14 protein-coding genes are annotated in these 13,137 nt (G+C 59.2%); 5 read left to right on the forward strand and 9 right to left on the reverse strand.

What is annotated here, in order from left to right:
* Window positions 1-96: 96 nt before the first annotated feature.
* Window positions 97-1,425: an aspartate aminotransferase family protein gene (locus tag FHT87_RS15795; protein WP_007824535.1), complete on the reverse strand. Its 1,329-nt coding sequence runs from the start codon at window positions 1,423-1,425 to the stop codon at window positions 97-99.
* Between FHT87_RS15795 and FHT87_RS15800 the strand changes: the two genes are divergently transcribed.
* Window positions 1,424-1,663: a hypothetical protein gene (locus FHT87_RS15800; protein WP_183803159.1), complete on the forward strand. Its 240-nt coding sequence runs from the start codon at window positions 1,424-1,426 to the stop codon at window positions 1,661-1,663. The genes FHT87_RS15795 and FHT87_RS15800 overlap by 2 nt on opposite strands.
* Before the next feature lie 2 nt (window positions 1,664-1,665).
* Window positions 1,666-3,639 carry a PhoX family phosphatase gene (locus FHT87_RS15805; protein WP_183803162.1) on the forward strand — a complete coding sequence of 658 codons (1,974 nt, stop codon included), beginning with the start codon at window positions 1,666-1,668 and terminating at the stop codon, window positions 3,637-3,639.
* A gap of 143 nt (window positions 3,640-3,782) precedes the next feature.
* On the opposite strand, the gene FHT87_RS15810 is transcribed toward FHT87_RS15805, so the two are convergent.
* The 5 genes from FHT87_RS15810 to FHT87_RS15830 form a co-directional block, all read right to left on the reverse strand.
* A complete protein-coding gene (locus FHT87_RS15810; RefSeq protein WP_183731754.1) occupies window positions 3,783-4,100 on the reverse strand; it encodes a metalloregulator ArsR/SmtB family transcription factor in 318 nt (105 codons plus the stop codon).
* 115 nt (window positions 4,101-4,215) lie between these two features.
* Window positions 4,216-4,965, reverse strand: a complete 750-nt coding sequence (locus tag FHT87_RS15815; RefSeq protein ID WP_183803165.1) for a pyridoxamine 5'-phosphate oxidase family protein — start codon at window positions 4,963-4,965, stop codon at window positions 4,216-4,218.
* Window positions 4,966-5,002: 37 nt separating this feature from the next.
* Complete coding sequence (gene choV, locus FHT87_RS15820; protein ID WP_183731748.1) at window positions 5,003-6,049, reverse strand: choline ABC transporter ATP-binding protein; 1,047 nt, start codon at window positions 6,047-6,049, stop codon at window positions 5,003-5,005.
* Window positions 6,046-6,891, reverse strand: coding sequence for a choline ABC transporter permease subunit (gene choW, locus FHT87_RS15825; protein ID WP_183731745.1), 846 nt, complete (start codon window positions 6,889-6,891; stop codon window positions 6,046-6,048). The genes choV and choW overlap by 4 nt, the downstream gene beginning before the upstream one ends.
* Before the next feature lie 77 nt (window positions 6,892-6,968).
* On the reverse strand, window positions 6,969-7,925 hold the full coding sequence (locus FHT87_RS15830; protein ID WP_183731742.1) for a choline ABC transporter substrate-binding protein: 957 nt from the start codon (window positions 7,923-7,925) through the stop codon (window positions 6,969-6,971).
* A gap of 235 nt (window positions 7,926-8,160) precedes the next feature.
* On the opposite strand from FHT87_RS15830, the gene FHT87_RS15835 reads away from it, so the two are divergent.
* The 3 genes from FHT87_RS15835 (at window position 8,161) to FHT87_RS15845 (ending at window position 11,186) form a co-directional block, all read left to right on the forward strand.
* Window positions 8,161-8,763 carry a thymidine kinase gene (locus FHT87_RS15835; protein WP_183731739.1) on the forward strand — a complete coding sequence of 201 codons (603 nt, stop codon included), beginning with the start codon at window positions 8,161-8,163 and terminating at the stop codon, window positions 8,761-8,763.
* A gap of 73 nt (window positions 8,764-8,836) precedes the next feature.
* Window positions 8,837-9,910, forward strand: a complete 1,074-nt coding sequence (locus FHT87_RS15840) for a hypothetical protein (RefSeq protein WP_183803167.1) — start codon at window positions 8,837-8,839, stop codon at window positions 9,908-9,910.
* Window positions 9,911-10,064: 154 nt separating this feature from the next.
* Window positions 10,065-11,186 (forward strand): DUF2333 family protein, encoded by a 1,122-nt coding sequence (locus FHT87_RS15845; RefSeq protein WP_183803169.1) that lies wholly within the window; start codon window positions 10,065-10,067, stop codon window positions 11,184-11,186.
* 27 nt (window positions 11,187-11,213) lie between these two features.
* On the opposite strand, the gene FHT87_RS15850 is transcribed toward FHT87_RS15845, so the two are convergent.
* From FHT87_RS15850 to FHT87_RS15860, 3 genes are all read right to left on the reverse strand, one after another.
* Window positions 11,214-11,675, reverse strand: a complete 462-nt coding sequence (locus tag FHT87_RS15850) for a diguanylate cyclase (RefSeq protein WP_183803171.1) — start codon at window positions 11,673-11,675, stop codon at window positions 11,214-11,216.
* Between the two features lie 46 nt (window positions 11,676-11,721).
* Window positions 11,722-12,447, reverse strand: a complete 726-nt coding sequence (locus tag FHT87_RS15855) for a LuxR family transcriptional regulator (RefSeq protein WP_183731728.1) — start codon at window positions 12,445-12,447, stop codon at window positions 11,722-11,724.
* A 145-nt stretch (window positions 12,448-12,592) separates the two neighbouring features.
* A complete protein-coding gene (locus FHT87_RS15860) occupies window positions 12,593-13,054 on the reverse strand; it encodes an Lrp/AsnC ligand binding domain-containing protein (protein ID WP_183803173.1) in 462 nt (153 codons plus the stop codon).
* Window positions 13,055-13,137: the final 83 nt, after the last annotated feature.

Consider the following 13,137-nt stretch of genomic DNA (forward strand, 5'->3'; position numbering starts at 1 on the left):
TGAGGCTGGAGACCGATAACGCGATCGAGGTCGCCGATATCATAGGAAAGGGCGAGACTGGAGCCTCGCCCTCGAATTCACTTGGGACGATTGAGCTCAGATGTTGTTCTGCAGGATCGTACGCAGCTTGCCGAAGAGCTCGTCGATGTGCTTCTTCTCGATGATGAGCGGCGGGGAGAGCGCGATGATGTCGCCTGTCGTGCGGATCAGCAGGCCGCTTTCGTACGCCTTGAGGAAGGCTGTGAAGGCGCGCTTGGTCGGCTCGCCGGCGATCGGGTCGAGCTCGATGGCGCCGATGAGGCCGGTATTTCTGATGTCGATGACGTTGGGGCAATCTTTCAGCGAGTGCAGCGCGTCGGCCCAATAGTCAGAAAGCTCGGCTGCGCGGGTCAGCAGGCCTTCTTCCTTGTAGGTGTCGAGCGTCGCAAGCGCTGCGGCCGAGGCGATCGGGTTACCGGAATAGGTATAACCGTGGAAGAACTCGATCATGTGCTCGGGGCCATTCATGAAGGCATCATGGATTTCCGAGGTCACGAAGACGGCGCCCATCGGGATGACGCCGTTGGTCAGGCCCTTGGCGGTGGTGATGATGTCGGGCTTCACGTCGTAATACTGGGCGGCGAAGGGGGCGCCGAGGCGACCGAAACCGGTGATGACTTCATCGAAGATCAGCAGGATGCCGTGCTTGGTGCAGATTTCACGCAGCTTCTGCAGATAGCCCTTCGGCGGAATGAGAACGCCGGTGGAGCCGGCGACCGGCTCTACGATGACGGCGGCGACGGTGGACGCGTCATGCAGGGTGACGATGCGCTCGAGTTCGGTGGCGATATCGCCGCCATGCTCGGGTTCGCCGCGGGTGAAGTTGTTCTTGCCGGGCAGGTGGGTGTGCGGCATGTGGTCAACGCCGGTCAGCAGCGTGCCGAACATCTTGCGGTTGGTGACGATGCCGCCGACGGAGATGCCGCCGAAATTGACGCCGTGATAGCCGCGCTCGCGGCCGATCAGGCGGAAGCGTGAGCCATTGCCCTTCACGCGGTGATAGGCGAGCGCCACCTTGAGCGCCGTTTCCACCGATTCAGAACCGGAATTGGTGAAGAGGACATGGTCCAGGCCTTCCGGGGCGATGTCGACCAGGCGGTTGGCGAGCTCGAAAGCCTTGGGATGGCCGAGTTGGAAGGCCGGGGCGTAATCGAGTTCGCCGGCCTGCTCGCTGATCGCCTCGGTGATCTTCGGGCGGCAATGTCCGGCATTTACGCACCAGAGGCCAGCCGTACCGTCCAGCACCTGACGGCCGTCATGGGTCTGGTAGTACATATCCTTCGCACTCACGAAGAGGCGCGGTTCCTTCTTGAACTGACGGTTCGCGGTAAAGGGCATCCAAAAGGCGCGAAGGTCGTTTGGCGTTGCATTCAGGCGGTTGGACATGCTGTTCTCCTGGCCGTTGGGGAGGCCGTTCCCCTTTGGCGCCGATTATATTTTTACTGCCCGGTCAAATTATCAGCGCCCGGCAAGGCGTCAAGCCGGAGAAGCGCCGCCCTCTGCCGTTCCCGACACTTCGGTCGTCATCAATCCTTCGCCCGGCATTGCTACAAAAATCGATGGCCGCAATGGCCGAGGACATTCCATTCATTTCCTTGAAATTCAATCATTTTACCGGAGGTAGTCATGACGGACCGCCAGAAAACCAGGCCGCGCCCCAATCCGCGGCGTGCATTTGCGCCGAGCTACGGCACCATTCTCGAAGAAGGCGTTCGTCGCCGTACCGTTCTGAAGGGCTTCATCGCTGCCATGGGCGCGGCCGCTTTTGCGCCGGCGCTCGAAGCAACGAAGGCAGAAGCCGCCGAGTCGAGCCTTACTTTCCCCGAGCTGAAGCGCGTGCGCGACACCGCCGACCACTGGCCCGAAGGTTACGAGCGCCAGATCCTCATTCGCTGGGGCGACGCGCTCTTTACCGACAGCCCGGAATTCGATGTCACCAAGCTCGACGGCAAGGCCGCCGAGCGCCAGTTCGGCTACAATAACGATTTCACGCAGTTCCTGCCGCTGCCCTGGGGCGAGAAGAGCTCCGATCATGGCCTGATGGTCGTCAGCCATGAATATGCCACGCCCTTCCTGATGTTCCCGGGACTGACGATGGACAATTACCGTGAGAAGATGACCGAAGACCAGATCCGTGCTGTCATGGCCGCTGTCGGCGTCTCGGTTTTCGAAGTGCGCAAGGACGGCAATCAGTGGCAGGTGGTCAAGGACGGCAAGTATAACCGCCGCATCCACATGAGCACGGAAATCGGTATTTCCGGCCCGGCTGCCGGTGACGACCGCCTCAAGACCAAGGCCGATCCAACCGGTACGGTCGTTTTCGGTACGATCTCGAATTGCAATGGCGGCATCACGCCCTGGGGCACGATGCTGTCAGGTGAAGAAGGCGCAATGGACGTATTCGCCGGCGACTATACCAAGCTGCTGAACCAGGAGCTGGTCGAGCGCCAGGGTTGGGACGAGGATGAGAACGACATCTACTCCGTCAGCCGCGTCGAGCCGCGCTTCAAGTTCGAGGAAGAGCCGAATGAATGGATGCGTTTCGACTGGGTGGTCGAAATCGATCCGTTCGATCCAACGGCAAAGCCGGTCAAGCGTACGTCGCTCGGCCGCATGACGCATGAAGGTGCACAATGTTGCGTCGCCCCTGATGGCCGCGTCGTGGTTTTCATGGGCGATGATGACGATTTCGAATATATCTACCGCTTCGTCACCCGCGATCCGTGGAACCCTGGCGATCGTGCCGCCAACAAGGACCTGCTCGACCACGGCACGCTGTCGGTCGCCAAGTTCGAAAGCGACGGTACGATGCGCTGGATCCCGCTCGTTGCTGGCGAAGGCCCGCTGACGGCGGAAGCCGGCTTCAAGACGCAGGCCGATGTGGTCCTCGCAACGCGCGCTGCCGCCGATCTCGTCGGCGCGACACCGATGGACGGGCCGGAAGGCTTCATCCCGCATCTCGGCACCGGCAAGCTCTATGTTGCCATGACCGAGAATGAGGATCGCCTGCCGAAGGGCCAGGGTGACGACGAGAAGGAACAGGTCAACGTCGCCAATCCGCGTGGCCCCAATCCGCACGGGCATTTGCTGGAACTGGTGACCCCCGGCGGTCCGGATAAGCCTGATTACGCAGCCGAGAGCTTCAAGTGGGACGTTTTCGTGCTCTGCGGCGATCCGGCAAAGCCCGAAGATCAGGCGATGTTCCACCCGGCGACCACCTCGGCTGGCTGGTTCACCGATCCCGATAACCTTGCCGTCGATCCGGCGGGCCGCCTCTGGGTGACCACCGACGGTCCGCCGCCGGAAGGCATCGCCGATTCGGTCTATGTGATGGATACGGAAGGTCCGGGCCGCGCCCTGCCGAAGCTCATCTATATCGCCCCTGTCGGTTCGGAGACCTGCTCGCCGACCTTCACGTCCGACGGCTCCAGCGCCTTCCTCTCGGTCCAGCATCCGGGTGAATTGCGCATGGCCGACAATGAGGATGCGACCTCGATGGAAGATGCTGGCACCAGTTGGCCGGACTTCAAGCCGGGTGTACCGGCTCGTCCGTCGCTCGTCGTGCTGACCCGCGGCAACAACGAAGTTGTTGGCAGCTAAGCCCGCTTTTCGCAATAAAAAGAGACCGGCAGTTCTCGCGAATTGCCGGTCTCCAACGCTTCACGTGCTGAAATAGCGTGAGCAGTGTCCGTGGAGACATCTCCTCAGACACTACTCAGACTGACATCATGTCAGCGCTAACATCAGGCTGCAGACCTGCTCCGGTTCTGTGTCACGTAGATATCCTCGAGTGTTGCAAGGATTTTCATAACCGGCTCGGAGTTGCTGGAATAGTAGATCGTCTGTGCATCGCGACGGGTCTTGACCAGCTTCTGAGCGCGCAATTTCGACAGATGCTGGGAGAGGGCCGACTGGCTCAGACCGACCTGGGTGGCGAGAACGCCGACAGGCACTTCTCCCTTTACCAGGCTGGTGAGTATCAGCAAACGCTTGGGGTTGGCCATGGCCGATAATAAAGCTGCCGCCACATTGGTGTGATCGGCCAAATCAGAGGTTTCCATATTTTTTCTTCCTAATGCGAAACGTACATCATCCGTACAGGCACAGGCCGTCAGACGGTTCTTTGACTGACGGCGAAAACTAGCAATTGGGCTTGAAGATTGTATATACCTAAATTTAAGGTATCAGGTATGCTATTTTAGATATGTTTGAACAAATGTGATCCAAATCCTCCGCGGGTATGTCGAACTCGCAACGCAACAATAAGTCACCTGAAATCATATCAAAACCTGCGAAATCGACCCCACTTATGCGCCAGGGACCGGCTTCAGGGGCCTTTAGCCTGGATGCCAGCGCTGACATCAGATCCGGATGGCGGGCTACTAAATCTTGCACTGCGGCGTCAGCTTTTTCGGCGATGTCATCATTTGCCTCGGAGTGAATCACGAGATCGCTGCCGTCTAAAATGTAAGCACGGCCGAATCCGCCGTTGAGGCTGGCCGATTGCGGGATGAGGCGAAAGAAACGAAAATCCGGGAAATCGATATAGAGTTTCGCCTTGGCGTGACGGTTGAGAAAACGGGTGCGGATGCGCGCGTGGAGGGGCGTATCCCGCTCCACCTGTTCCGCACGGCATTGGGTCGTCAGGCGGGCATGGGCGAGCGGATCGCCCTTGCCGGGCTCGCCGGTCAGGAGCGAGGCTCTGGCATCGGCGGCGAGCGCTTTCGTGTGGGTCGAGAGCGCGGAAACGAGAATGACCGGAACGCCGTCTATGTCGGTGCCGAGAAGAACCCGGCTTGCGAAGGGAAAGCCGGTTTCAGGATCGAGAACGGCGAGAGCCGCATAGCGGGCGGAGCGCAAGAGAGTGCGCGCCAGCTTGCGGGCCTCGTCGTCGGTTTCACGGAGCGTGGAGGACGGTTCTTTCATATCCGCGTTGTGGCAAAGCGGAGTGAAAGGATCAAGTCTATTCCTTCCGCTTATGCCGCGTGAGGCCGGCGACGACATCCTGCGCCGAGATCGTCCCGACAATCTGGCCGTTGTCGACCACGCCGATACTGCCAGGCTGCCGGGAGAGGGCGTCGAGGATATCGACAAGCGGTGTCGTGGGGCGCGCAGTGGCGCTGACCGACATGCCGATTGCCGCATCTCCAAGCCCGGGCTGCATGACGTCGGAGGCCATCAGCATGTTGATCGGGTTCATGTTCTGCACGAAGTCGGCGACATACTGATCGGCCGGATTCTTGACGATTTCCTGCGGCGTTCCGCACTGGATGATCCGCCCACCCTCCATGATGGCGATGCGATTGCCGATGCGGAAGGCCTCGTCGAGATCGTGGCTGACGAAGAGGATGGTCTTCTTCAGCCGCCGTTGGAATTCCAGCAGCTCATCCTGCAGTCGCGTGCGGATCAGTGGATCGAGCGCAGAGAACGGCTCGTCCATCAGCAGGATCGGAGCACCGGTGGCGAATGCGCGGGCAAGGCCGACGCGCTGCTGCATGCCGCCGGAGAGCTCGTTGACCTTGCGGTCCGCCCATTTCGTCAAGTTGACGAGTTCGAGCTGTTCGCCGACCCGGCTCTTGCGCTCGGCTTCCCGCACGCCCGAGAGCTCAAGGCCGAAACCGACATTCTCGGCAACGGTGCGCCAGGGCAGGAGGGCGAACTGCTGGAACACCATGGAGACCGTATGCGTGCGCAGGTCGCGCAGCGCCTTGGCATTGCATTTGTAGGGGTTTACCGGCCCCGTTGCCGTCGAAACGGCGACGTCGCCGCGCACGACGGGCGCAAGCCCGTTGACGGCGCGCAGGAGCGTCGACTTGCCGGAACCCGAAAGGCCCATCAGCACGAGGATTTCGCCTTCCTCTATCGTCAGCGAGGCATTGGCGACGCCGAGAACGAGGCCGGTCTCGGCGCCGATCTCGTCGCGTGAGCGACCCTGGTCAACCATGGCGAGCCCAATTTCCGGCCGGTCGCCGAAGATGATGCTAATGTCGTTGAAACTAACCGCAGTCATGCGACGTCTCCTTCGCCTGCTGTGCGGAACATGCGGTCCAGAATGATTGCCAGGATGACGATGCAGAAGCCTGCCTCAAAACCCTTGGCGATGTTGACGGTGTTCAAGGCACGCACGACCGGCACGCCGAGACCGGGAGCGCCGACGAGGGCGGCGATCACGACCATCGAGAGGGAAAGCATGATGGTCTGTGTCAGGCCGGCCATGATCTGCGGCGTTGCAAAGGGCAGCTCGACCTTGCGCAGAACCTGAACCGGCGTCGCGCCGAAAGCGACGGCGGCTTCGACGAGGGAAGGGGGTGTCGAGATGATGCCGAGGCGGGTAAGACGAATGGGGGCGGGGATGGCGAAGATGACGGTTGCGATCAGGCCCGGCACCATGCCGAGGCCGAAAAGGATAAGGGCTGGAATGAGATAAACGAAGGTCGGAATGGTCTGCATGAGGTCCAGAACGGGCCGCATCGCGGCATAGATCCAGGCGCGGCGGGCAGCCGCAATGCCGAGCGGAATGCCGATCACCATGCTGACGAAAGTCGCGGCGAGCACGAGCGCCAGCGTTTCTGTCGTCTCTTTCCAATAGCCCTGGTTCATGATGAGCAGCAGCCCAAGACACGTGAAGACCGCCACTGTAATCGACCGGCGCAGCCACCAGGCGAGGAGGCTGATGGCAAGGACGGCAATCAGCGGATTGGGCGTCTGCAGCACGAAAAGCAAGGCATTAATGACGTGCGACAACAGGGCGGAGAGTTGGTTGAAAAACCATTCGCCGTTCGTCGTCAGCCAGTCAACGAAGGTCTTGGCCCAGGGGCCAATGGGAATTTTAGCGTCGGTGATCCAATTCACGAGGCGCGCCTGTCTTTTGAGAACAAAGATCGGGATGAAAACGAAAACGGGGCGGCAGATCCGCCCCGTTCATTTCATCAGAGGCCGAGGCCGGACTTGACGGCCGCGAGGCCGTCGCCGCTGCCATCGCGGGTCTTGACGCCAGCAAGCCAGGGCTCGACCGTGGACGGATTGGCCTTCAGCCATTCGCCCGCTGCCTTTTCCGGATCTTCGCCGTCATTCAGGATCTTGTTCATGATCTCGTTCTCCATCTTCAGGGAGAACTTGAGATTCTTGATCAGTGTCCCGACGTTCGGGCACTCGCTCAGATAGCCGGCACGTACGTTGGTATAGACTTCGGCGCCGCCGAAATTCGGTCCGAAAGTGTCGTCGCCACCCGACAGATAGGTCATCTTGAAGTTGCTGTTCATCGGATGTGGTTCCCAGCCAAGGAAGACGATGGGCTTGCCATCCTTCTCGGCGCGGGCGACCTGCGCCAGCATCCCCTGCTCGGAGGATTCGACGAGTTCCATCTCCTTCATGCCGAAGGTGTTCTTGTCGATCATGTCGATGACGTGGCGGTTGCCGTCATTGCCGGGCTCGATGCCGTAGATCTTGCCGTCGAGATCGTCCTTGTGAGCGGCGATATCCTTGAAGTCCTTGATGCCGAGTTCCGCACCCTTGGCATTGGTTGCCAGCGTGTACTTGGCGCCGACGAGGTTCGGCCCGTAGGACTCGACCGACTTGTCGTCGAGGTAGGGCTGGATGTCCGCTTTCTGGGACTGCATCCAGTTGCCGAGGAAGACGTCGATGTCCTTGTTCTTCATCGAGGTATAGGTGACCGGCAAGGAGAGAACCTTGATGTCGGTTTCATAGCCGAGCTTCTTGAGGAGCAGAGAGGCGGTCGCCGTGGTCGACGTGACGTCCGTCCAGCCGATGTCCGAAAGATGGACGGTGGAGCAGCTTTCAGGGTCTGCGGAGAAGGCGGCGGTCGCAACGGAGAGGGCAGCGACTGCGGTTACGGTAACGAGTTTGAATGCGCTTGTTGTTTTCATTTTAGACTCCCAGTCTTACGTTCCCAAGCCAACCATCAATAGACCAGTTTTACAAGCGATCTCGGCGCGTTTGCGGCGTTCCGGCCACTGTGATTGCGACGCCCCGGGGTTTTTCAGAATGCCTGAACTTCCAGGTTTTCAGCGATTTCGATGCCAGGATTTCCTGTGATTATCAATTTGTCGGGGCTTTTCTTTGTGTTCTCCACCTTCCAAGAAGCCAGATAAGGAGAATCCGATGGCAAAACTCTATTTCAACTACTCGACGATGAATGCCGGCAAGTCGACCATGCTGCTGCAGGCCTCCTACAATTATCAGGAGCGCGGAATGCGCACGGTTCTCTTGATTGCGGCCTTCGACGAGCGGGTCGGGCGTGGCGTCATCGGTTCGCGCATCGGGTTGGAAGCAGAGGCCATCCCCTTCGAAAACGACAGCGATCTCTATGCTCTGATTCAGACGCTCAGCGGCGAAGGGCAGCCGATCTCCTGCGTTTTCCTCGATGAGGCGCATTTCATGACGCGCGAGCACGTTTGGCAGCTTGCCCGCGTGGTCGACAGGCTCGGCATTCCCGTTATGGTCTACGGCTTGAGGACGGATTTTCAGGGCAAACTCTTTCCGGCCTCGCAGGAACTGCTGGCGATTGCCGATGAGATGCGCGAAGTGCGCACCATTTGCCATTGCGGGCGCAAGGCGACTATGGTCGTGCGGCTCGATGCCGAGGGCAAGGTACTGCATGAGGGTGCGCAGATCGATGTCGGCGGAAACGAGAAATATGTTTCGCTGTGTCGCCGCCATTGGGACGATGCGATGAACGGTGAATGGATTGCCGAGCCGGTCTGAACGGATCGACGCCTGTTTTCTTTGACGCGGCAAGCGAATAGTCTGGAAGACGGAGATTCCCTGGGAGTGCCCGGTGCGCAAAAGCCCGCCTTTCGATAGCCAGTATGATGCCGCCCGCGGCCTTGCCGAGGCGATGGCCGGCGAGGCGGATTATTGCGCCGCCTGCATCGCCGGCTTCGATGGCGACGAGGGGCGCTCGTCCGATGAGATTTTCCTCGAACAGAATGCGCGCTTCCAGGCCTTTTTCAACGACAGCGCCACGCTCGATGTGCTGCTTGCAGAACTCGTTTTCTCCCTCGACCGGCTGACATCAAAGGTTTCGGCCGATCTCGACGGTTTTCGCGGGCTGACGCGGCGTGAAAAGATAGCCGGATGGTTTTCCCGCCAGCGCATGTGGCGCATGCACAGCGCACGGGTACGCGAGGCGCCGGTCGTGGAACAGTTGCTCGATCTGCTGACGAAATCAGATCTTCTGGCGACGCTGCTCAAGGGCCAGAGGCGATCGCTTGTCGATCGTCACAAGAGCGCCGAACTGAGCCTCGTCGACATTGTCGAGCATCGGCGGCGGCTGGTCGACGAGATTGACATTGCGCGGATGCGCATGAAGGAGCTCAATGCCAAGGCATTGAACACGCAGGGCCGTATCGGCGTTTATGGCAACAAGGCACATTGGGCGCAAATGGAGGCGGAGCGCCAGGCGCTGATAGCGGAGGCCGATCGCATTTCCGTCGAGGAACATGCGATGCGCGACGAGAGCCAGCGGCGCGAACGTTTCATCGGCATGTTCCAGGCTTTCGTCGACAGGCTGAACAGCCGTATTGCTGGCTGCAACGTGCTCATCCGCAAGCTTTCGGTCGATACCGAGGAGCGGCTCATCATCTATCAGGCGCAGGTCGATACCGACCGGCCCGGCATGAAGGTGAGGATCAAACCGGAGCTTTTTCCTGATATCGCTGAAACCATCGCGCTTTTCGAGAAGGGCATGCTGGTGCCCCAGGATCTGGTCCAGCGAAAAAGCCGCGCCGACCAGGAATTCGCCCGCAAATTCCCCGCCTATGCCGAGGAACGGTCCGATGCGCCGCTGATCGATGTGGCGCGTAAATCCCCTGTGTTCGGGCTTGGATTCTTCCGTTCGCTGCGCTCCTGACAGGGTGGTGAGGGGAAGCGTATCACATCCTATCGTGTCTGGCCCGCGCATCGTTCGGGGCGAAATATCCTTGGCTCTTGTTGTACTTGGGCGATCAAGCGCATATGTGGATGAAGGGGATATCCCCGTTTTCGCCGCCTGACAGGAGACGACGATGCTTGACCGGATTGCCGGTTTTTTCAGACTGATCGGCCAGACGATCAGTCGCTGGGTTCGCCTTTTTGCTGCCTGGGCCTTCTGGCCGTTCCTGGCCGCGCACGGATGGTATGCGCGGCGGAGCTGGATGATCCGGCTGCCGATCATCGCGTTCGTTGCGCTTCTCGTCGTTCTCTATGGCTATTTCATCTGGCAGACGCAAGTCTGGTCGAATTTCAACACTGCCTTCGTCGATCAATATCGCCTCTCGGATCGCAAGGTGCCGGCAGGGCAGGAAATTCCGGCGATCGACGGGACTGCTGTCAAGACCTGCCAGCGCTCGGCGATCGTCGATGTCGCGGCCGATCTGACGGATTTCAACGTCAACCAAAATGCCTGGATATCGTCGATGCTGCTCTACAAGATGGGCTTCTTCGGCATCGATTGGGATCACACGCCCTTCCTTGACAACAAGGCATCCTTCCAGCGCGGTATCAATCAGGCCGTCCGCCGCACTTCCGTCGAGCTTGTGGATACGCTGGGGCGCGTGCGCGGCACGTCAGGTATCAACAACGACCTGCAAAGCGCGCGCGGCAATCTGCAGTTCGATGAATTTAGCTGGTATTTCGGCCTCAGTCCTTTTGGACCGAAGACGCCGACGCCGGCCTATTATCGTGCGGCGATCAACAGCCTGCGCAAGTTCAATACCGATCTGGCTGGCTGCAATGCGGTCTTCGACGGCCGCGCCGACAACCTCATTCAGTTCATCGATCGTATCGCCAACGATCTCGGCAGCACCTCCGACATGCTGGCTGAGCGCTCGGAAAACCACAATCGCGGTTGGTTCGATACGCGTGCCGACGATCGCTTCTGGTTCGCCTATGGACAACTCTACGCTTATTACGCGATTCTTTCGGCGGCGCAGGCGGACTTCTCTCAGGTTGTGTCGGAGCGAAACCTCGGGGCAATCTGGGCTGGCACGACACGGCAATTCCAGGCAGCACTTCGCATCCAGCCGGCGATCATTTCCAACGGGCGGGAGGACGGCTGGATCATGCCCAGCCATCTCGCCACGATGGGCTTCTATATATTGAGAGTGCGCTCGAACCTAGTTGAAATCCGTGCGGTGCTCGACCGCTAGAATGCCCAGAATGCTATTTCCTGATGGTTAAAGCGGAGCGCCGCCGTCCTCGAAGCCGACGATGCGCAGCTTCTCGACGAATTCGTAGGTGATACCCACAATGCCGCCGCCGCTGGCGTCGTCGCGGAACTTGCCGACGGAGCGTACCATCTTGTAGCCGCCGAGTCCGTTGTCGACGCGATAGACATAGTGGAAACCGACCCGGTGGAGGCTCGCCTGCTCGAAGGTTTCGGCGATCAGCAACCGGTCTTCCTCATGGATGCGCGACATGAGTTCGGTCAGGTTGACCGGACCTTCGCTGTAGGGAAGATCGAAGATCTGGTGTACGTCTTCGCTGGCGAAAAAATGCCCGGTCTCGAGGTTCATCCGCCAGAAGCCGAAGAGGCGATAGGCGGCGAACATCGTCAGCGCTTCGGCATCGGTAACGCCGATGTGGCCACGGGACTGCGGCCGATGTTCGATGGCCGGCTGTTCGAAACGAAGAGGCACGGTTTCCCCCTAATTCGGGATGACGCGCTGATTCTCTTCTGATTCCTCAGTTGATCAGCTTCAATCGGATGGCTTTTGCTACCAACTGGGTGCGGTTGACGCAATCGAGTTTTTTAATTGCGTTGGTCATATAGGCATTTACCGTGTGATCCGAGAGCGCCAGGATCTGGCCGATCTCTATCGAGGTCTTGCCTTGTGCGGTCCAGCGTACGACCTCCAGTTCACGAGCCGAAAGCGCACTATGAGCGCTTTCCTCATTGCGCTTGACGGCATTGTAGGTGTCGAGCGCGTGGAGAACGATCATCACAAGTTCGTTGATCTCGCTCTGGCCGAGGGATGCGCGTTCGCCGCCGAACCAGAAGACGAGGCGCTGTCCATCGGCTGAGTTGATCGGCATCGCGATACCCGCCATCATGCCGCGCTGGAGCATTAAATTCCTGATGTCGGCGGGAAAGGATTGTGCATGGCCGGGATCGCTGAGGTGCCAGACTTGCGGTACGGCTGATTCCCTCATGCGGGCGGCAAACGGGCAGGCACGCAGCATATGTCCGCGATCAAAATCTTTGATGTAGGAAACCGGCAACGAGCTCTCGATGATCAGCGGCTTGAGCAGCAGATCTTCCGCCGAGGGCGCGTTCAGCAGAGTGACGTGCTCAAAACCGAAAGCGGCGGCCACTCTTCCAAGCGCCTGCGCGAACAGGCCACGCGTGCGCGCTACCGCCAGTTCGCTCGACAGCAATGACTGCCTTTCAGAGGTAGTCATGTAAGACATTATACGCCCCCGCAAGTCTTCATGTTACCGCTATCAAATACATAAATCCGCACGCATGCTAGTGCTAATTGACTTAGCGCACGCTGATTAATTCATTTTGTGAAAAATTAATCAGTGAAAAAACGCGTTCAAGTTGATTTTTGACCTACACGGGTAAAAGGGCGGTCCCTTTTACCTCCTCCATCACCGCATAAGTGTGTGTTTCGCGTACGCCGGGAAGGGAAAGAATCACCTCCGAGAGGAACTGGCGATAGGCCTCCATCCCTGCCATGCGCGCCTTCACAAGATAATCGAAGCCTCCTGCGACCATATGACATTCCATGACGTCATCGCTGCGCTTTACTGCCGCAGCAAAGGCATCGAAGACGTCAGGCGTGGTACGGTCGAGCTTTACCTGCACGAAGACGAGGAGATTGCGGCCGAGCTTTTCCGGCGAGAGGATCGCCATATAGCCAGTGATATAGCCCTCTCGCGTCAGCCGCTTGACGCGTTCGGCCGTCGCCGTTGGTGAGAGGCTGACGCGTTCGGCGAGCTCTATGTTGGAAAGCCGTCCCTCCTTCTGCAGTGCGCGGAGAATCTTGCGGTCGAGACGGTCGAGTTCTTTCATTTTTCGCGGCCTTTCGGGCGGTCGGTAGGCGAAGATGATGTTGGTTGGCGTCAGTTTAGTGAAAAACACCACGAATGAACAGC

Source organism: Rhizobium sp. BK316 (genome assembly GCF_014193695.1).
Lineage (GTDB): Bacteria > Pseudomonadota > Alphaproteobacteria > Rhizobiales > Rhizobiaceae > Rhizobium.

Bases quoted from the DNA above. Each gene is read 5' to 3' on its own strand.
- choV (WP_183731748.1), bottom strand. From the start codon at position 6,049: ATGACTGCGGTTAGTTTCAACGACATTAGCATCATCTTCGGCGACCGG.
- FHT87_RS15795 (WP_007824535.1), bottom strand. From the start codon at position 1,425: ATGTCCAACCGCCTGAATGCAACGCCAAACGACCTTCGCGCCTTTTGG.
- FHT87_RS15835 (WP_183731739.1), top strand. From the start codon at position 8,161: ATGGCAAAACTCTATTTCAACTACTCGACGATGAATGCCGGCAAGTCG.
- FHT87_RS15830 (WP_183731742.1), bottom strand. From the start codon at position 7,925: ATGAAAACAACAAGCGCATTCAAACTCGTTACCGTAACCGCAGTCGCT.
- FHT87_RS15845 (WP_183803169.1), top strand. From the start codon at position 10,065: ATGCTTGACCGGATTGCCGGTTTTTTCAGACTGATCGGCCAGACGATC.
- FHT87_RS15800 (WP_183803159.1), top strand. From the start codon at position 1,424: ATGCTGTTCTCCTGGCCGTTGGGGAGGCCGTTCCCCTTTGGCGCCGAT.
- FHT87_RS15805 (WP_183803162.1), top strand. From the start codon at position 1,666: ATGACGGACCGCCAGAAAACCAGGCCGCGCCCCAATCCGCGGCGTGCA.
- FHT87_RS15855 (WP_183731728.1), bottom strand. From the start codon at position 12,447: ATGTCTTACATGACTACCTCTGAAAGGCAGTCATTGCTGTCGAGCGAA.
- FHT87_RS15810 (WP_183731754.1), bottom strand. From the start codon at position 4,100: ATGGAAACCTCTGATTTGGCCGATCACACCAATGTGGCGGCAGCTTTA.
- FHT87_RS15860 (WP_183803173.1), bottom strand. From the start codon at position 13,054: ATGAAAGAACTCGACCGTCTCGACCGCAAGATTCTCCGCGCACTGCAG.
- FHT87_RS15815 (WP_183803165.1), bottom strand. From the start codon at position 4,965: ATGAAAGAACCGTCCTCCACGCTCCGTGAAACCGACGACGAGGCCCGC.